General features: G+C 69.7%; 17 protein-coding genes. 10 read left to right on the top strand and 7 right to left on the bottom strand.

What is annotated here, in order from left to right:
- Window positions 1–3: 3 nt before the first annotated feature.
- The 4 genes from AB4112_RS10310 to AB4112_RS10295 are packed head-to-tail and all read left to right on the top strand — an operon-like array spanning window position 4 to window position 5110.
- Window positions 4–990 (top strand): ABC transporter permease, encoded by a 987-nt coding sequence (locus AB4112_RS10310; RefSeq protein WP_441719227.1) that lies wholly within the window; start codon window positions 4–6, stop codon window positions 988–990.
- A 15-nt stretch (window positions 991–1005) separates the two neighbouring features.
- On the top strand, window positions 1006–2130 hold the full coding sequence (locus AB4112_RS10305; protein WP_441719225.1) for an ABC transporter permease: 1125 nt from the start codon (window positions 1006–1008) through the stop codon (window positions 2128–2130).
- Between the two features lie 14 nt (window positions 2131–2144).
- Window positions 2145–3887 (top strand): ABC transporter ATP-binding protein, encoded by a 1743-nt coding sequence (locus AB4112_RS10300; RefSeq protein ID WP_441719222.1) that lies wholly within the window; start codon window positions 2145–2147, stop codon window positions 3885–3887.
- Window positions 3884–5110: a mandelate racemase/muconate lactonizing enzyme family protein gene (locus AB4112_RS10295; protein ID WP_441719219.1), complete on the top strand. Its 1227-nt coding sequence runs from the start codon at window positions 3884–3886 to the stop codon at window positions 5108–5110. Before AB4112_RS10300 ends, AB4112_RS10295 begins: the two co-directional genes overlap by 4 nt.
- Window positions 5111–5131: 21 nt before the next feature.
- Here AB4112_RS10295 and AB4112_RS10290 read toward each other — a convergent pair whose 3' ends face one another.
- Entirely contained in the window at window positions 5132–6049 is a 918-nt protein-coding gene (locus AB4112_RS10290; RefSeq protein ID WP_441719216.1) for a dihydrodipicolinate synthase family protein, read from the bottom strand.
- A gap of 6 nt (window positions 6050–6055) precedes the next feature.
- A complete protein-coding gene (locus AB4112_RS10285) occupies window positions 6056–6736 on the bottom strand; it encodes a GntR family transcriptional regulator (RefSeq protein WP_309799882.1) in 681 nt (226 codons plus the stop codon).
- A gap of 179 nt (window positions 6737–6915) precedes the next feature.
- Here AB4112_RS10285 and AB4112_RS10280 point away from each other — a divergent pair, with 179 nt between their 5' ends.
- The 6 genes from AB4112_RS10280 to AB4112_RS10255 are packed head-to-tail and all read left to right on the top strand — an operon-like array spanning window position 6916 to window position 13334.
- Window positions 6916–8112, top strand: coding sequence for a mandelate racemase/muconate lactonizing enzyme family protein (locus AB4112_RS10280; RefSeq protein ID WP_441719213.1), 1197 nt, complete (start codon window positions 6916–6918; stop codon window positions 8110–8112).
- A gap of 43 nt (window positions 8113–8155) precedes the next feature.
- Window positions 8156–9739 (top strand): ABC transporter substrate-binding protein, encoded by a 1584-nt coding sequence (locus AB4112_RS10275; protein ID WP_441719210.1) that lies wholly within the window; start codon window positions 8156–8158, stop codon window positions 9737–9739.
- A 7-nt stretch (window positions 9740–9746) separates the two neighbouring features.
- The gene (locus tag AB4112_RS10270; protein WP_309799887.1) at window positions 9747–10793 is read left to right on the top strand and encodes an ABC transporter permease; all 1047 of its coding nucleotides are present in this window, start codon (window positions 9747–9749) and stop codon (window positions 10791–10793) included.
- Window positions 10790–11713 carry a nickel transporter permease gene (gene nikC / locus AB4112_RS10265; RefSeq protein ID WP_441719207.1) on the top strand — a complete coding sequence of 308 codons (924 nt, stop codon included), beginning with the start codon at window positions 10790–10792 and terminating at the stop codon, window positions 11711–11713. The genes AB4112_RS10270 and nikC overlap by 4 nt, the downstream gene beginning before the upstream one ends.
- A complete protein-coding gene (locus AB4112_RS10260) occupies window positions 11710–12585 on the top strand; it encodes an ABC transporter ATP-binding protein (protein WP_441719205.1) in 876 nt (291 codons plus the stop codon). Before nikC ends, AB4112_RS10260 begins: the two co-directional genes overlap by 4 nt.
- Window positions 12582–13334 (top strand): ABC transporter ATP-binding protein, encoded by a 753-nt coding sequence (locus tag AB4112_RS10255; RefSeq protein WP_441719202.1) that lies wholly within the window; start codon window positions 12582–12584, stop codon window positions 13332–13334. Before AB4112_RS10260 ends, AB4112_RS10255 begins: the two co-directional genes overlap by 4 nt.
- 282 nt (window positions 13335–13616) lie before the next feature.
- On the opposite strand, the gene AB4112_RS10250 is transcribed toward AB4112_RS10255, so the two are convergent.
- The 5 genes from AB4112_RS10250 to AB4112_RS10230 are packed head-to-tail and all read right to left on the bottom strand — an operon-like array spanning window position 13617 to window position 18732.
- Entirely contained in the window at window positions 13617–14372 is a 756-nt protein-coding gene (locus AB4112_RS10250; protein ID WP_441719199.1) for an ABC transporter ATP-binding protein, read from the bottom strand.
- Window positions 14369–15232 carry an ABC transporter ATP-binding protein gene (locus tag AB4112_RS10245; protein WP_441719197.1) on the bottom strand — a complete coding sequence of 288 codons (864 nt, stop codon included), beginning with the start codon at window positions 15230–15232 and terminating at the stop codon, window positions 14369–14371. The genes AB4112_RS10250 and AB4112_RS10245 overlap by 4 nt, the downstream gene beginning before the upstream one ends.
- Window positions 15222–16115, bottom strand: a complete 894-nt coding sequence (locus AB4112_RS10240; RefSeq protein WP_441719194.1) for an ABC transporter permease — start codon at window positions 16113–16115, stop codon at window positions 15222–15224. The genes AB4112_RS10245 and AB4112_RS10240 overlap by 11 nt, the downstream gene beginning before the upstream one ends.
- Complete coding sequence (locus AB4112_RS10235; RefSeq protein WP_309799897.1) at window positions 16115–17140, bottom strand: ABC transporter permease; 1026 nt, start codon at window positions 17138–17140, stop codon at window positions 16115–16117. Before AB4112_RS10235 ends, AB4112_RS10240 begins: the two co-directional genes overlap by 1 nt.
- A complete protein-coding gene (locus tag AB4112_RS10230; protein WP_441719190.1) occupies window positions 17137–18732 on the bottom strand; it encodes an ABC transporter substrate-binding protein in 1596 nt (531 codons plus the stop codon). Before AB4112_RS10230 ends, AB4112_RS10235 begins: the two co-directional genes overlap by 4 nt.
- Window positions 18733–18804 lie beyond the last annotated feature (72 nt).

Genomic DNA, 18804 nt, shown 5'->3' with positions numbered 1-18804 from the left:
GGGATGCTCCGCTTCATCGCCAAGCGCCTGCTGTGGATGGTGCCCGCGCTCTTCGCGGTCAGCTTCCTGGCGTTCGTCCTGATCCAGCTGCCGCCCGGCGATTTCGTGACCAGCTATATCGCGACGCTGGCCGCCTCGAACGAGATCGTCGACCAGAACGCGGCGGCGGCGCTGCGCGAGCGCTTCGGCCTCAACGACCCGATGCTGTGGCAATACGCCAAGTGGATCACCGGCATCATCACCCGCGGCGATTTCGGCCTGTCCTTCGAATGGCAGCAGCCGGTCAGCGACCTGATCTGGGAACGCATGGCGCTGACCCTGGTGCTGACCCTCGCCACCCTGATCGCGACCTGGGCGATCGCGCTGCCGATCGGGGTCTATTCCGCTGTGCGCAAATACTCGATCGGCGATTACATCGTCACCATCATCAGCTTCGCCGGGCTGGCCATCCCGTCCTTCCTGCTGGCGCTGGTGCTTATGTATGTCGCCGCCATCGAGTTCGGGCAGGATGTCAGCGGCTTGTTCTCACCGGCCTATGAGAAGGCCCCCTGGAGCATCGCCAAGACCATCGACCTGCTGCAACATTTGTGGATTCCGGTGCTGATCCTGGCGGTCTCCGGCACCGCCAGCCTGATCCGGGTGATGCGGGCGAACATGCTGGACGAGATCCACAAGCCCTACGTCACCACCGCGCGCGCCAAGGGCCTGTCCGAGTTCCGGCTGCTGATGAAGTACCCGGTGCGGGTCGCCCTCAACCCGTTCATCTCCACCCTGGCCTGGCTGCTGCCGAACCTGGTCTCCGGCTCGATCGTGGTGGCGATCGTGCTGAACCTGCCGACGGCGGCGCCGCTGCTGCTGCAATCGCTGATGGCGCAGGACATGTATCTCGCCGGCGCCTTCGTGCTGCTGATCTGCGCCTTGACGCTGATCGGGTCGCTGATCAGCGACATCCTGCTCGCGCTGGTCGACCCGCGCATCCGCCTCGAATAGCGGGAAGGGCACCCGATGACCGACATCGCGACCGTCGCGCCACCCGCCCAGCTTGCCGTCGCCTCGCAATGGCAGCTGATCTGGTGGGCCTTCCGCCGCCACCGGCTGGCCATGGCCTCGCTGGTGATCGTGATCGTCCTCTACGTGATTGCGGCCGTGCCCGGCTTCTTCGCGATCAACGACCCGAGCCAGCAGAACGCCCGCGCCGCCTTCCACCCGCCGCAGGGGATCCATCTGTTCGACCGGGCCGAGGACGGCAGCCTGCAGGTCGGCCTGTACTTCCATCCCCACAAGCTGACCCGCGACCCGGAGACGCTGGCCGCCATCTACCAGGAGGATCCGGCGCGCAAGGTCGGGATCTCGCTGTTCGGGCGGGGCTACAGCTATTCGGTGCTGGGCCTGTTCACCACGAACATCCACCTGATCGCCTCGGCCGACCCGAAGCAGCCGCTGTTCCTGTTCGGCACCGACCGGCTGGGCCGTTGCGTCTGGAGCCGGATCATGCAGGGCGGCCAGATCTCGCTGTCGGTCGGCCTGGTCGGGGTGTTCCTGTCGCTCGCCATCGGTCTCGTGCTCGGCGGCATCTCCGGCTATTACGGCGGCAAGCCGGACTTCGTGATCCAGCGGGTGATCGAGTTCGTGCTGGCCCTGCCGACGATCCCGATCTGGCTGGCCATGGCCGCGGCCCTGCCGCAGGACTGGCCGGCGATCACCCAGTATTTCATGATCACGGTGATCCTCTCGTTGACCGGCTGGGCCCAGCTGGCCCGTGTCGTCCGCGGCCGCTTCCTGTCGCTGCGGACCGAGGAGTTCGTGACCGCCGCCCGGCTCGACGGCTGCAGCGAGGGGCGGATCATCTTCCGGCACATGATGCCGAGCTTCCTCAGCCACATCATCGCCTCGGTCACGCTGGCGATCCCGGCCATGATCCTGGCCGAGACGGCGCTGTCCTTCCTCGGCCTGGGGCTGCAGCCGCCGACCATCTCCTGGGGCGTGCTGCTGCGCGAGGCGCAGAACATCCGCTCGATCGCCACGGCCCCATGGCTGTTCGCGCCCGGCGCTTTCGTCGTGGTCGCGGTGATGGCGCTCAACCTGCTCGGCGACGGCCTGCGCGACGCGGCCGACCCGTACAACAAGTGACGGCGGAGAGCGCGATGACGAACCCTCCGGCCGATCCCGTGCCGTTCCCCGGCCGCCGCAAACCGGTCCTGGCGGTGCGCGACCTGGTGACCCACTTCCCGACCCGCGCCGGGCTGGTCAAGGCGGTCGACGGCGTGTCCTTCGCGGTCGAGCACGGCAAGACCCTCTGCGTCGTCGGCGAAAGCGGCTCGGGCAAGAGCGTCACCGCGCGCTCGATCCTGCAGATCGTCGACTCGCCCGGCCGCATCGTCTCCGGCGAGATGGTGCTGAACCGCGCCGACGGCAGCAGCGTCGACCTGGCCAAGCTGCACCCGCGCAGCCGGGCGATCCGCCGGGTGCGCGGCCGCGAGATCGCCATGATCTTCCAGGAGCCGATGTCCTCGCTGTCGCCGATCCACACGGTCGGCGACCAGATCGTCGAGGTGCTGCGCCTGCATCTCGGCATGAGCAAGGCCGCGGCCCGGGCGCGGACGATCGAACTGCTGAAGCAGGTCGAGATCCCGCGGGCGGAGCGCGCGATCGACCGCTACACCTTCGAATTCTCCGGCGGCATGCGCCAGCGCGCCATGATCGCCATGGCGCTGGCCTGCAACCCGCAGCTGCTGATTGCCGACGAGCCGACGACTGCCCTCGACGTCACCACCCAGGCCGAGATCCTCGACCTGATCAAGCGGCTGCAGACCGAATACGGCATGGCGGTGCTGTTCATCACCCACGACATGGGCGTGGTGGCCGAGATCGCCGACGACGTGCTGGTCATGTATCGCGGCCGGGCGGTGGAGCACGGGCCGTCCGACCGCATCTTCCACGCGCCGGAGGACCCCTACACCAAGATGCTGATCGGGTCGGTCCTCAAGCTCGAGGACAAGGCCGAGATCCGCCTCCGGCGCCCCGTGCTGCCGCCCGACCGCCTACCGGTGATCGAGGTCGAGGGGCTGAAGATGCAGTTCGGCACCGGCAGCGCCGCGGTGGCCGCCGTCGACGGCGTGTCGCTGCAGGTGCGGGCGGGGGAGACGCTGGGCATCGTCGGCGAATCCGGCTCCGGCAAGACCACCATGGGGCGCTGCCTGCTGCGGGTCTACGACCCGACCGGCGGCGCCATCCGCTACCGCCGCGCCGACGGCGCCGTGGTCGACCTGGCCAAAGCCGACAAGCCGACGCTGTCGGCCTGTCGGCGCGAGATCCGGATGATCTTCCAGGACCCGGTCTCCTCGCTCAACCCGCGCATGACCGTGGCCCAGGTGATCGGCGAACCGCTGCTGGTCCATGGCATCGCCAGGGGCAAGGACCTCGACGAACGCGTCGCCGGGCTGATGCGCCAGGTCGGCCTCGACCCCGCCTGGCGCGAGCGCTATCCGCACGCCTTCTCCGGCGGCCAGCGCCAGCGCATCGGCATCGCCCGGGCCATCGCGCTGAACCCCCGCGTCATCGTCGCCGACGAGGCGACCTCGGCGCTCGACGTCTCGCTGCGCTTCCAGGTGCTGGACCTGCTGCTGAAGCTGCAGGACGAGCTTGATCTGGCGACCATCTTCATCAGCCACGACATCGGCGTGGTCCGCTACATGTGCGACCGCGTCGGCGTGATGTATCGCGGCCGGCTGGTCGAGATCGGGCAGGCCGACGAGGTCTGCGAGGCGCCGAGCCACGACTACACCAGGGCGTTGATCTCCGCGGTGCCGCGGCCCGATCCGCGCCGCCGCAGCATCCACAACCGCACCCGTTACACCGAACCGTCCGAGCGGAGCGTCGCACTATGAAGATCACCGATATCAGGACCTTCCTGATGCAGGCCGGGCGGCCGGACCCGTCGCATTGGGCAGCGGACGGCCGGTCCGACGACGCGGCGATGGCCCAGGGCAAGCTGGGCGGCTTCCGCAACTGGCTGTTCGTGAAGGTCACCACCGACGCCGGCATCGTCGGCATCGGCGAATGCTCCGGCTGGCCGCGGGTGATCGAGACCGCGGTGCAGGACCTCAAGGGGCTGCTGATCGGCGAGGACCCGACGCATATCGAGCGGCTGTGGCAGAAGATGCAGATCGCCATGATGGGGCACGGCCTGCTCGGCACGGTCGGGGCCGGCGCCATGACCGGCATCGACGTGGCGCTATGGGACATCAAGGGCAAGGCGCTGGGCGTGCCGGTGTGGAACCTGCTCGGCGGCAAGATGCGCGACCGCACCCCGATCTACTCCCACGCCAACACGGCCGAGATGGCGGTGGCGGTGGCCGGCCGCGGCATCAAGATGATCAAATGCGGCGGCGTGGCCGACCCGGTGCGCAAGGTGGCGATGCTGCGCGAAGCGGTGGGCGACGAGGTCGATATCGCCATCGACCTGCACGGCCCGCCCTGGCTGACCCCGGCCGACGCTGCCCGGGTGGCACGGGCGCTGGAGCCTTACAACCTGCTGTGGATCGAGGACCCGATCGCGCCCGACAACATCGATGGCTACAAGCGCATCCGCGACGCCGCCCATGTGCCGCTGGCGGCGGGCGAGCGCATGGCGACGATCTTCGGCGAGCGCGAGCTGATCGAGCGCGAGCTGGTCGACGTCATCCAGCCGGACACCGGCCGGGCCGGGGGCCTGACCCAGATGAAGAAGATCGCGGCGATGGCGGAGGCGCATCACATCATGGTGGCGCCGCATTCCGGCTCGCTCGGCCCCGTCGCGGAGTATGCGGCGCTGCATCTGCTCGCCGCGATCCCCAACGCGCTGATCCTGGAGCGGCTGGATGACGACTGGCCGGGCCGTGCCCGGACCGTGTCGCCGCATCCGGTGCAGGAGGGCGGCTCGATCGCCGTGCCCGACGCGCCGGGCCTGGGCTGCGACATCGACGAAGACTTCGTCGCGCTGCACCCCAGCGAGCGCAACGTCGCCGTGCCGGTGGCCGAGACCGACCGCGCCTACGCCCCGGGCACCCACCGGGAGCACGTCTATGTCCAGACGCGGCTCCGGCGGGCCAAATACTTCACGGGGGGCTGAGCGGCCGTGGTCCGGACCGGGTCAGAGGCCCCAGCGCGAGACCTCGCGCTCGAGCGTCGCCCGGTCCGCCGGATCGAGGGCCGGCAGCCCCGGCAGGCGCACCGCGCCGACCGGGAAGCCCAGCAGCCCCAGCGCCTCCTTGACCACGGTGACGTTGGCGCCGTTGCCGTAGCGGGTGCGCAGCGACTCGAAGCGGGCGATCTCGGCGACCAGGGCGCGGGCGCGGGCGTAGTCGCCCCCCTCCAGCGCCGCATGGATGGCCAGCGACCGGGCGGGGTCGACATTGACCAGGCCGGAGGTGAAGCCGCGGGCGCCCAGCGCGTAGAACGGCGCCGCCCAGCCCTCGGCCAGGCCGCAGACCCAGACAGCGGTGGCGGCATCGCTCGACCGCACGCATTCGGCCAGCAGCATCAGGTTGGTGGTGGCGAACTTCACGCCGACGACATTGGGGTGGTTGGCGACCGACAGCAGGTCGGCCAGGCCCATGGCGTCGGACCTGATATAGGCGACCAGCGACAGGTCGACCGCATCGGCGATCGCCCGGAAATAGGCGGCCTGGGCCTGGGGCGCGGCGAAGGGGTCGAGCGGCTGGTGCGACATGATCGCGGTCGCCCCCGACTCCTTGGCCCGGCGGCCCAGCGCGATGGCTTCGGTCAGCGACCGGCCGACGGCGGCGATCACGTTGCTGCGGCCCCGGGACGCCGCCACGGCGGTGTCGTGCACCAGCCGGACCTCGTCGGGCGACAGGGCATAGAACTCGCCGGTGTTGCCGGCGGCGACGACGTTATGGATGCCGCCGGCGACGATGCGCTCGACGATGCGGCCGGTCAGCAGCGCGTCGACGCCGCCCTCCGCGGTATAGGCGGTCGCATGCACGCCCGAGATGCCGCACAGCGCGCGGCGCAGGCCGGAAGCGGGGGCCTGGTCCGTGGTCTCCATCGTCAGCTACTCCTTCCGGCGCGCGAACGCCGTCTGCACATGTTGCCGGCCCGACCGCACGATGTGGTCGCGCATCGCTCGTTCCGCCGCGTCCGGGTCCCGGGCCTCGAGGGCCGCCAGGATGCTCAGATGCTCGCCCAGGGCGCGCTCGCGCTCCTCCTGGTCACCGAGCAGGAAGCGGCGGGCCGCCTTGTCGTAGACCAGCTGCCCGGCCAGCAGGCGCTGCAGGTAGCGGCAGCCCGACGCGGCGTGGATGGTCTCGTGGAAGGTCTCGTTCAGCGCGATCAGCCGGCGCACGGTGCCGGCCTGCGTCGCCAGGCGCATGCTGTCCCCGACCGTGCGCAGCCCGGCGATCTCCTCATCGGTGATCCGCGTGGCCGCCTGGCGGGCGATCATGCTCTCCAGCGCAGCGCGGGCCAGCGCCATCTCCTCGGCCTGGGCCGCGTCGAAGGTGATGCGGATGCCGCGGCGCGGCTCGGTCCGCACCAGCCCTTCCAGCTCCAGCCGGCGCAGCGCCTCCTTCACCGGCGTGGTGCTGACCCCCAGCTGCGCCGCCGCCTGGCGCTCGTTCAGCAGCGACCCGGTCGGCAGCTGGCCGGAGATGATGGCCTGGCGCAGCTGCTCGTGCACGTGCTCGCGCAGCCCCTTCAGCATCTTCGGGTCGAGGGAGGTCAGGGGGCGCTGCAAGCGGGGCCTCTCGATACAGCCGGCGACGGCCGGCGATTCTTGAGACTTGATATATCAGGTCTCAACGGGCTAAGTCTAGCCGCGAGGCAAGGCCGGCGCCCGGCGGCCGTGCTCCCGCCCATCCGATCGTGCCGGGGCACGCGGGGCGGCAAGCAATCGGGGCGGGGAGGATTGGCGGCGTGAAGATCGATCGTCTGCGAACCTACATGACGCGCGACAAGGACCGTCCGCGTCTGCTCGTCGCCATCGACACCGATGATGGCCTCACCGGCTGGGGCGAGTGCTACAACCACGGGCCCGACCGGGCGCTGGCGCCGTTGCTGGAATACCTGTTCACCTTCCTGCAGGGGCAGGATCCGCGCCGCATCGAGTTCATCATCCAGTACCTGATGCAGCAGACGCGCTTCCCGCCGGGCGCGCTGACGCTGGCGGCGATCTCGGCGATAGACCATTGCCTGTGGGACATTTCGGCCAAGGCGCTCGGCGTCCCGGTCTACATGCTGCTGGGCGGCAACGCCCGCGATCGGGTGCGTGTCTATGCCGGCGTCTACACCGCGCCCGACGCCCCGGCCGCGAAGGAGGAGTTCGACCGGCTGAACGAGGCCTGGGGCCTGACCGCCTTCAAGCTCAGCCCCTACCGCATCAACATCTACGAGAACCGCTGGGGCGAGGTGGTGCGCACCAGCGCCGAGTATTTCCGCTCGCTGCGGGAGACGGTGCGCAGCGACTACGAGATCGCCTTCGACGCCCATGCCCGCATCTTCGAGCCGCACCAGGCGGTGCAGCTCGGCAACGCGCTGGCCCCCTACGACCCGCTGTTCTTCGAGGAGCCGATCCGGCCGGAGAATGTCGAGGCCTGGGGCGACATGAAGCGGCAGATGACCTGCACCCTGGCGACCGGCGAGTCGCTGTACAGCCGCTTCGAGTTCCTGCGGCTGCTGTCCCTCCGCGGGGCCGACATCATCCAGCCCGACATCTGCGTGGTCGGCGGCCTGTTGGAGATGCGCAAGATCGCGGCGATCGCCGAGGCGCATTACGTCACCGTCGCGCCGCACAACCCGATGGGCCCGCTGGCCACCGCGGTGAACCTGCACTTCTCCGCCGCCCAGCCGAACTTTCGCATCCTCGAATACCGGCTGCCGCAAGGCCCGGCCTATGCCTTCGAGGCGGGCGGCACCGGTGCCGGCAGCGCCCCGTCGGAGGGCACCTGGTACGTCAAGGACCCCTACCTGCCGCGCGACGGCTATCTCGAACTGCGCCCCGACCGGCCAGGCTGGGGCGTCGAGATCGACGAGGAGGTGCTGAAGACCGACGGCTACATCCATTGGGAACGGCGCGTCACCCGCCGCCCCGACGGGTCGACCGCGTTTCCGTAAGAAACCAAGAAAGGCGGGCATCCGCCCCACAGGGAGGACGAGAATGAGACTGTCCCTACTGGCCGCGACCGCGGCCCTGGCGCTCGCCTTCGGCCCGTCCGGGGCGCAGGCGGCGTCGCCGGCCACCGCGCTGGTCATCGGCACGCAGCTCAGCGCGGTGCCGTCGCTCGACCCGGCGGCGATCAACGCGCGCACGCCGTCCGAGGTGGTGTCCAACCTCTACGACAACCTCGTGATGGTGAGGCCCGACGACATCCAGACCATCCGCCCGATGCTGGCGGAAAGCTGGGCCGTCTCCGACGACAAGCGCACCATCACCCTGACGCTGCGCCAGGGCGCGACCTTCGTCTCCGGCAATCCGGTGACGGCGGCGGACGCGGCCTGGACCATCCAGCGCGTCATCAAGATGGGGCAGGTCGGGTCGACCGACATCGCGCTGTGGGGCTTCACCAAGGACAATGTCGACCAGCTGGTCCAGGCCAAGGACGACCGCACGCTGGTGATCTCCCTGCCGCAGCCGGTCTCGACCGACCTGGTGCTCTACTCGCTGGCCGGCGCCTCGCTGGGCATCATCGACAAGAAGACGGCGCTGGAGCACGAGCAGAACGGCGACCTGGCCCAGAACTGGCTGAAGGCCAATGCCGCCGGCAGCGGTCCCTACAAGCTGACCCAGTGGCGGCCGAACGACCTCCTGCTGTGCGACGCCCGGCCCGACTATTGGGGCGGCGCGCCGGGGATGAAGCGCGTGGTCATGCGGCACATCCCGGAATCCGGGAACATACGGCTGCAGATCGAGGCCGGCGACGTCGATGTCGGCCAGTACATGGCGAACAGCGACATCGAGGCGCTCAAGGCCAAGGGCGCGGTGGTCGATCCGGGGCCGGGGCTCGGCTTCTACTACATGGCCATGAACACGCAGGACCCGGATCTCGCCAAGCCCAAGGTGCGCGAGGCCTTCCAGCACATCATCGACTGGAAGCCGCTGGCCGAGACCACGATGAACTTCAACGGCTTCCCCTGGCAGTCGATCATTCCCAAGGGCATGCCCGGCGCCCCGACGGGAGAGCCGACCGGATACCAGTACGATCCGGAGCTGGCGAAGAAGCTGCTGGCCGAGGCCGGCTATCCCGACGGGCTGAAGAAGACGCTGTTCCCGTCGAGCGACGCGCTGCTGAAGATGGCGGTGGCGCTGCAGGCCAGCGCCAAGAAGGCCGGCGTCGAGTTCGAGGTCGTGCCGGGCGAGCACACGCCGGATTTCCGGGCCCGCCGCTACCAGGTGCTGGTCGGCAATTCCGGCACGCGGCTGCCCGATCCGTTCGGCACGCTGGTGCAGTACGCCTACAACCCGGACAACCGCGACGAGGCGAAGCTCGGCGGCTACTACCTGTGGCGCACCGCGCTGGATGCGCCGGAGCTGACCAAGCTGGTCGATAGCTCCAAGGGCGAGACCGATCCCGCCAAGCGGGCGCAGATCTTCGCGGAGGTCGACCGCAAGTTCAAAGAGATGGTGCCGTCGCTGGTCGTCATCCTGCAGCGCACCGACCCCTATGTGTTGCGCCAGGGCGTCACCGGCTACACCGGCAACCCGACCTGGTCGACCCGCTGGTTCGACGTGAAGAAGAACTGAGGCGCGGATGACGACGGTCGACGCCTTCAACCGGCCGGCGCGCTTCCTGCGCATGCGGCGCCTGTCGGGCCGCACCCTGTCGATCGTCGTCACCCTGGTCGGGCTGATGCTGCTGACCTTCGCCATGGGGCGGCTGCTGCCGGCCGACCCGGTGCTGGCGGTGACGGGGTCGGAGGTCGACAAGGCCACTTATGACCGGGTGTACCAGGAGCTCGGCCTCGACCAGCCGGTCTGGCAGCAGTTCCTGTCCTATGTCGGCCGGGTCGCGACCGGCGACATGGGCCGGTCGCTGACCACCGGACAACCGGTCTCGGCCGACCTCATGGCTGTCTTCCCCGCCACCATCGAACTCGCCCTCGTCGCCATCCTGTGCGGCACGCTGGTGGGGGTGCCGCTCGGCGTCGTCGCGGCGGTCAACCGCGGCAAGCCGATCGACCATGTGGCGCGGGTGGTCGGCCTGGCCGGCCATTCGGTGCCGATCTTCTGGCTCGGTCTGATCGCGCTGATCGTGTTCTACGCCAAGCTGCACTGGGTCGCCGCCTCGGGCCGGATCGACATCCTCAACGAAGGCATGGTCCCGCCGATCACCGGGCTGCTGCTGCTCGACACCGCGCTGCAGGGCGAATGGGACGTGTTCCGCGACGCGCTCGACCACATCATCCTGCCCGGCGCGATCCTCGGCTACTACTCGGTCGCCTATATCAGCCGCATGACCCGCAGCTTCATGCTGGAGCAGCTGGGCCAGGAATACATCGTGGCCGCCCGGGCCAAGGGCGTCTCGCGCCGGCGGATGGTCTGGGCCCATGCCTTCAAGAACATCCGTGTCCAGCTGCTCACCGTCCTCGCGCTCACCTTCGGCGGGCTGCTCGACGGCGCGGTGCTGATCGAGACGGTGTTCGGCTGGCCGGGGCTCGGCCAGTACCTCACCCGGGGGCTGAAGATGAACGACATGAATGTGGTGATGGGGGCGGTGCTGCTGATCGGCGTCGTCTTCCTCGCCATCAACATCATCTCCGACCGCCTCTACCGCATCCTGGACCCGCGCACCCGATGACGGCGACCTTCAACGCTCCCCAGGGCGGCCTGCGCGCCTGGCTCAAGGCGGATGCGCCGCGCACCGTCTTCCAGTCGGCGATGCAGCAGCTCTATCGCGGCTGGCGGCGCTTCGCCACGCATCCGCTCGGGCTGGCCGGGCTCGGCGTCATCCTGCTGCTGGTGATCGCCGCGATCGCGGCGCCGTGGCTCACTTCGTACGACCCGATCGCGCAGGATATGGTGAACCGGCTGCAGCCGCCCTCGGGCGCGCATTGGTTCGGCACCGACGAGTTCGGGCGCGACGTCTTCGCCCGGGTCGTCTATGGCGCGCGCACCACGATCTACATCATCCTGCTGGTCACCATCATCGTCGCGCCGATCGGCCTCTTGATCGGCGCCTGCGCCGGCTATCTCGGCGGCTGGGCCGACGAGATCCTGATGCGGGTCACCGACATCTTCCTGTCCTTCCCCGGCCTGGTGCTGGCGCTCGGCTTCGCCGCGGCGCTCGGCCCCGGCATCACCAACGCCATCATCGCCATCGCCCTGACCGCCTGGCCGCCGATGGCGCGGCTGGCGCGGGCCGAGGCGCTGAGCCTGCGAAAGGCTGACTTCATCGCCGCGGTGCGGCTGCAGGGCGCGTCGAAGACGCGGATCATCACCCATCACATCCTGCCGATGTGCCTGCCCTCGGTGGTGGTGCGCCTGACCCTGAACATGGCCGGCATCATCCTGACCGCCGCGGGGCTGGGCTTCCTCGGCCTCGGCGCCCAGCCGCCGCTGCCGGAATGGGGCGCCATGGTCTCGACGGGCCGTGAGTTCATGATCGACTGCCCCTGGGTGATCACCGCGCCCGGCATCGCCATCGCCGTGGTCAGCCTGGCCTTCAACCTGGCGGGCGACGCGCTGCGCGACGTGCTCGACCCGAGGTCCGGCGAATGAGCGACACCCCCCTGATCGAGGCCCGCAACCTGCGCATCGCCTTCGGCCGCGGTGCCGCCGCCGTGCCGGTGGTGCATGGCGTGTCCTTCACCCTCGGGCGCGAGAAGCTCGGCATCGTCGGCGAATCCGGCGCCGGCAAGTCGACCGTCGGCCGCGCCCTGATGCGGCTGCTGCCATCGGCCGCCCATGTCACCGCCGATCGGCTGGCCTTCCGCGACATCGACCTGCTGGCGGCCAGCGAGCGCCAGATGATGGCCCTGCGCGGACGGCGCATGGGCCTGATCCTGCAGGACCCGAAATACTCGCTGAACCCGGTGGTGCCGGTCGGCGAGCAGATCGCCGAGGCCTGGCGGCTGCACCATCGCGGCCGGGCCGGCGCGCGCGAGGCGAGGGAGCGGACGCTGGCGATCCTGGAGGCGGTGAAGATCCGCGACCCTGCCCGGGTGGCGCGCCTCTACCCGCACGAGATCTCGGGCGGCATGGGCCAGCGCGTCATGATCGCGATGATGCTGATCGCCGGCCCCGACGTGGTCATTGCCGACGAGCCGACCTCGGCGCTGGACGTCACCGTGCGGCTCGAGGTGCTGCATCTGCTCGACGAGCTGATCGAGAGTCGCGGCCTCGGCCTGATCCTGGTCAGCCATGATCTCAACCTGGTCCGCCGCTTCTGCGACCGGGTGGTGATCATGTATGCCGGCCGGGTGATGGAGACGCTGCGGGCCGCCGATCTTGACCGGGCCGAGCATCCCTACACCCGTGGTCTCCTGGCCTCGCTGCCATCGATCCGCCACGGCCAGGACCGGCTGCCGGTGCTGCGCCGCGACCCGGCCTGGCTGGCCGGGGCCGCGGCTCCGGCGGGGGCGACGCCATGATCGAAGTGCGCGACCTCGGCGTGCGCTTCGCCGCCGATGCTCCGCCGGTGGTGGCCGGCGTCTCCTTCACGGTCGAGGCCGGCGAGACCTTCGGCCTGGTCGGCGAATCCGGCTGCGGCAAGTCGACGGTGCTGCGTGCCCTGGCGGGGCTGATCCCGGACCATGCGGGGGAGGTGCGGCTGGACGGCGTGGCCCTCCCGGCCCGACGGCCGCGCGGCTTCTTCAAGCGGGTGCAGATGGTGTTCCAGGACCCCTACGGGTCGCTGCATCCGCGCCAGACCATCCAGGCCCAGCTGCTGGAGCCGCTGCGCAACCAGGGGCTGGCCGGGGCCCCGGATGCCGTCGCCGCGGCGCTGGACTCGGTCGGGCTGCCACAGACGGCCGCCTTCCGCTTCCCGCACCAGCTGTCCGGCGGCCAGCGCCAGCGGGTGGCGATCGCCCGCGCCCTGATGCTGCAGCCGGAGGTGCTGCTGCTGGACGAGCCGACCTCGGCCCTCGACGTCTCGGTCCAGGCCGAGATCCTGAACCTGCTGATGGACCTGCGGGCGCAGCGCAGCCTGACCTGCATCCTGGTCAGCCACGACCTCGCGGTGGTCGCCCATATGTGCCACCGCATCGCGGTGATGCAGGGCGGCCGCATCGTCGACGGCTTCGACGCCGCGACGCTCCGCGCCGGCACGCCGGCGCATCCCTATACCCAGGAGCTGCTGGCCGCCAGCGAGGCCTATGGCGAGGGCGCGGCGGGGTGAGGGGACACGCTAAGGGCAGGAGAAATCGTCCGGTTCAGGATTCCACCCCCGTCATTGCGAGGCGCCAGGCTGGACCCATAAGTGTCAACCCAAGCCCTTATTCTGTCATGCCACGGCTTGACCGTGGCATCCAGGGGCGGCTAGAGCGGCTCTTGATGGCCCCTGGATTGCCCGGTCAAGCCGGGCAATGACAAAAAAGGGGAGGCCAGAGAGCGCTATCCGTTCCTTGTCTTGACGCCGGTGGGGTCTCGCGATGACGGGTCGATGCCTCGTGTCGCCGCCTCACAAAAAGCTGTTCGCGATCAGCTCCCGCGTATAAGGCGCGGTGACGGTGCGGGCGCGCAGGGCGTCGGCGGACAGCTCCTCGACGCAGGCGCCGTCCTTCATCACCAGCACCCGGTCGCACATCTGACCGACCACCGCGAGGTCGTGGCTGACGAAGACATAGGTCAGCCCGTGTTCCTCGCGCAGCTCCATCAGCAGGTTCAGGATCTCCGCCTGGATCGAGACGTCGAGGGCCGAAGTCGGCTCGTCCAGCAGCACGATGGCCGGCTGCAGCATCAGGGCGCGGGCGATCGCCACGCGCTGGCGCTGGCCGCCCGACAGCTGGTGCGGATAGCGGTCGGCGAAGGCCGCCGGCAGGCCCACCCGCGCCAGCGCCCCGGGCACATGGTCCCAAGGGTCGGGCAGGCCCATGGCGATCAGCGGCTCGGCCAGGGCGCGGCCGATGCGGTGCCGCGGGTGCAGCGACCCGTAGGGGTCCTGGAACACCATCTGCACCCGGGCCAGCTCGTCGCGGCTGCGCCGCGGCCCGACCGGCCGGCCGGCCAGCTCGACCCGGCCGGTCCAGCGCTGCTCCAGCCCGGCGAGGGAGCGCAGCACCGTCGACTTGCCGCAGCCGGATTCACCGACGATGCCCAGCGCGCCGCCGGCCTCGACCGCGAAGGAGACGTCCTTCACCGCATGCGCCGAGCCGCGGCGGGACTGGAAGCGCACGTCGAGACCCGTCACCCGGACCATGGCATCGCCGGGGGTCATCGGGCGGCCTCCTCGAAAGCGGCCAGCCGCGCCCGGTCGATCACCGGCAGCCGGTGGGGCCGCGGGCCGTCGAAGCCCGGCATCGAGGCGATCAGGCCCTGCGTGTAGGGATGGCTGGCTTCGTCGAGGGACCGCAGCTCCTCGACCACCCGGCCGGCATGCATCACCAGGATCCGGTCGCAAAAGCGCGCGACCATGCGGATGTCGTGGCTGATCAGGACCAGGCCGGAGCCGTTCTCGCGCACCAGCCCGTCCAGCAGGCTCAGCACGTCCTGGCGCACGCTGACGTCCAGCGCCGAGGTCGGCTCGTCGGCGATCACCAGCTTCGGCTTGTTCAGCAGCATCATCGCGATCATGGCGCGCTGGCCCATGCCGCCCGAGATCTCGTGCGGATACAGCCGCATGGCCCGCTCCGGATCCCGGATCCGGACATGGCCGAGCATCTCCAGCGCCGCCTTCCGCGCCGCCCGGTTGCCCAGCTTCAGATGCACCCGGGCGGATTCCGCGATCTGCGCCCCGATCGGCTTCACCGGGTTCAGCGAATAGCGCGGGTCCTGCAGGATCAGGGCCATGTCGCGACCGCGGATCCGGGTCATCTCGCGCTCGGACAGGGACAGCAGGTCGCGGCCCATGAAGCGCAGGGCGCCGGCCGTGACCCGCGCGCCCTTCGGCTGCAGCCGCATGATGGCGCGACCGGCCGTCGACTTGCCGGACCCGGATTCGCCGACGATCCCCAGCCGCTCTCGGCCCAGCGCGAAGCCGATCCCGTCCACCGCCCGGACCGGGTGGGCGGCCTCGCCGAACTCGACCGACAGGGTCTCGATCTGCAGCATCGGGGCGTCAGGCGTATCAGCGGACATGGCGGGGATCCAGCACGTCGCGCAGCGTATCGCCCAGCAGGTTGAAGGCCAGGCTGGTGAGCAGGATCGCCAGGCCGGGCATCACCGAGACCCACCAGGCGTCGAGCATGAATTTGCGGCCGCTGGAGATCATCGCGCCCCATTCCGGCGCCGGCGGCTGGGCGCCGAGGCCGAGGAAGCCGAGGCCTGCCGCGGTCAGGATCACCCCGGCCATCGACAGGGTCAGGCGCACGATCACCGAGGGGATGCACATCGGCATGACGTAGAGGCCGATGAGGCGGAGATGCGAGGCACCGTAGAGCCGCGCCGCGGCGATGTATTCGGCCTGGCGCACCACCAGCGTCTCGGCCCGGGCCAGCCGCGCGATCGACGGCCAGGCGGTCAGCGAGATGGCGACGATCGCGGTGCCGAGGCCGGCGCCCAGCGCCGCCGCGAAGGCCAGGGCCAGCACCAGCGAGGGGAAGGACAGGACGATGTCGGTCGCCCGCATCAGCACGGCGTCGACCCGGCCGCCGCAATAGCCGGCGACGACGCCGATGGCGAGGCCGATCGGGCCGATGATCAGCGTCACGGTGCCGACGATCTGCAGCGTGATCCGGCTGCCCCAGACCAGCCGGCTGAAGATGTCGCGGCCGAGTTCGTCGGTGCCGGCGAGATGGGCCCAGCCCGGCGGCTGCAGCACGTTGCCCAGGTTCTGCACCGTCGGGTCGGAGGGCGCGATCCACGGGGCCAGGAGCGCGACCACCACGAGCAGGCCGATGAAGCTTAGCCCGGCCAGCCCCAGCTTCTCGCGGCGCAGGCGGCGCAGCGGGGCCGACCAGGCGCCGCCGGCGGGCGGCTGCGCCACCGCCGGCGCGACCGGCTGTTGCGCTGGCATCGACATCAGCGCGCCTCCCGGGTGCGGGGGTCGAGCGCGAGATAGGCGGCGTCGGCCAGGGCATTGAGGATCATGAAGATCACGCCGATCAAAAGGGTGCAGGCCAGGATGGCGTTCATGTCGCCGATCATCAGCGCGTTGGTCATGTACTGGCCGATGCCGGGCCAGGAGAACACGATCTCCACCAGCACCGCGCCCTCCAGCAGATGGCCGTAGGAGATCGCCAGGATGGTGACCAGCTGCACCGCGATGTTCGGCAGGATGTGGCCCCAGACCACGGCGGGCAGGCGCAGGCCCTTGGCCCGGGCGGCGATGATGTAGTCCTGGCCCAGCTGCTCCAGCGTGAAGCTGCGGGTCATGCGGACGATATAGGCCATCGAGGTGTAGGCCAGGATGCAGGCCGGCAGGATCAGGTGGCCCAGCGCGTTCCAGAAGATCTCGGTCTCGCCGGCCAGCAGGCTGTCGATCAGGATCGCGCCGGTGCGCGGCTCGACGATGTCCTCGTAGAACACGTCGATCCGGCCCGGCCCCAGGGCCCATTGCAGCCCGGCATAGAACACGATCAGCCCGACGATGCCGAACCAGAACACCGGCAGGGAATGGCCCAGCAGGGACAGCACCCGGGCGATCTGGTCCAAGAGCGTGTCGCGGTACAGCGCCGCCAGCAGGCCGAGCGGCACGCCGACGGCGACGCTGAGGATGATGGCCAGGGTGGCCAGCTCCAGCGTCGCCGGGAAGGCGGCGGCGAGGTCGGACAGCACCGGGTTGCCGGTCAGGATCGCCGTCCCCAGGTCGCCATGGGCCAGGGATTTCAGATAGACCCAGAACTGCTCCGGCACCGGCAGGTCCAGCCCCATCTTGGCTCGCATCGCCGCATAGGCCTGCGGGTCCGCCAGCTCGCCGACGATGGCGCCCACCGGATCGGACGGCATCAGCCGCCCGATCACGAAGGTCAGGCACAGCAGCACGAACAGGCTGAGCATCAGGCTGAAGCCACGGCGCAGCAGCCGCAGCGGCAGGTCGCGGGTCATTCGGCCTTCTTCTTGACGATGTCGAGACGGACGCCGCGGAAGCCCTGGCCGACGAAGTTCTCGACATTGGCGGAGACCACCACCGGCGCGAACCGCTCGAACATCGGCAGGATGGCCGGGCCGCTGGCCAGGAAGGTCTTCTGGATCTCGGTGTAGAGGGCCTCGCGCTTGGCACGGTCCTCCTCGCCGCGGGCCTGGACCGTCAGCCTGGTCAGCTCCGGGATGTCCCAGGCCGACCGCCAGGTGAAGTAGCCGGAATTGCCGCTGGGACTGTTGTCCGGATTGTACGTGAAGTTCTGCAACGACCCGATCGGATCCGCCATGTTGCCGCCGCCGGTCAGCGGCATCAGCAGGTCGAAGTCGCGGGCGCGATGGGCGGCGATGATCTGGCTGCCGTTGCCCTGTTCGATCGAGACCTTGATGCCGATCTGGGCCAGCGAGGCCTGGATCGCGGTGGCGAGGTCGACGCGCGGCGTCTCGGCGATCGTCTTCAGCACCAGTGGAAAGCCGTCCGGGACCCCGGCCTTGGCCAGCAGCGCCTTGGCCTTGGCGACGTCGAGGGTATAGCCGGGGTCGGGCAGGGCGGTCGGGTAGTTCTCCGGCACCGGCACTTGGCGGACGCGGCCATAGGGGCCCATGATCGTCTTCTGCATGCCGGCATAGTCCAGGCCCCAGGCGATGGCGCGGCGGACATCCGGATTGGCCAGGTACTGGTTCTGGGTGTTCATCGCCAGGACGTAGAAGCCGCCGGTCGGCACCCGCTGGGCGACGAAGCCGGGCTTGCCGTCGAAGGCGGTGATGTCGGAGGCGGCGAGGGCCGTGGCCACGTCGATGTCGCCACGCTCCAGCAGCAGGCGCTGCACCTGGCTTTCCGCGATGTGGCGCACCGCCACCCGCTTCATCGCCGGCGCGCCGCCCCAGAAAGCGTCGTTGCGGTCCATCAGGATGATCTCGTTCGGCGACCAGCGGCGCAGCACGAACGGGCCGGACCCGGCGGAATTGGCGCGCAGCCAGGCATTGCCGAAATCGCCATTGGCCTCGTGCTTGCTGGCCTCGACCTTGTCGATCACGGCGCCGTTGTTGCCGGACAGGGCGAACAGCACGAATTCGGCGATGGTGCCTTCCGGGAGCTTCAGGCGGAAGGTCTTGGGGTCGACCACCTCGAGCATGCTGTCGATGTTGGTGTCGTCATAGCCGTAGGGCTTCCACAGCGATGCCGCGGCCTGGTTAAGCTTGACCATCCGCCGCAGCGACCATGCCGCATCCTCGGCCGTGACCGGGTTGCCGCTGGCGAATTTGGCGTCGCGCAGGTGGAAGACGATGGATTTGCCGTCGATGTCCCAGCTTTCGGCCAGCTGCGGCACCAGCTTGGTCGCGTCGTTCGGATCGGTCGAGACCAGCCGGTCGTAGATGTTGGATGTGATCAGCCAGGATCCGGATTCGGTGGCCTGGCCGGGGTCCAGCGACAGGACCTGCGCCAGCGACGCCCCGATCACCAGCTGGTCGGCCGGCGTCTTGGCGGCGGCGCCGCCACCCCAGGCCGGCGCCAGCGCGACCGCCAGGGCCAAGAGCCCCTGTTTCCACCCTCCCATGGTGTCCTCCCCATTTTTAGTATGATGTCTGTTGTATGATGACTTATCATCCGCCATCTTGACTTCGCAAGA

Source organism: Inquilinus sp. 2KB_23, assembly GCF_052115705.1.
GTDB classification, from domain to species: domain Bacteria; phylum Pseudomonadota; class Alphaproteobacteria; order DSM-16000; family Inquilinaceae; genus Inquilinus; species Inquilinus ginsengisoli_A.
Note: the sequence above shows the minus strand (reverse complement) of the source record. Positions and strands in the feature narration are given on the sequence as shown.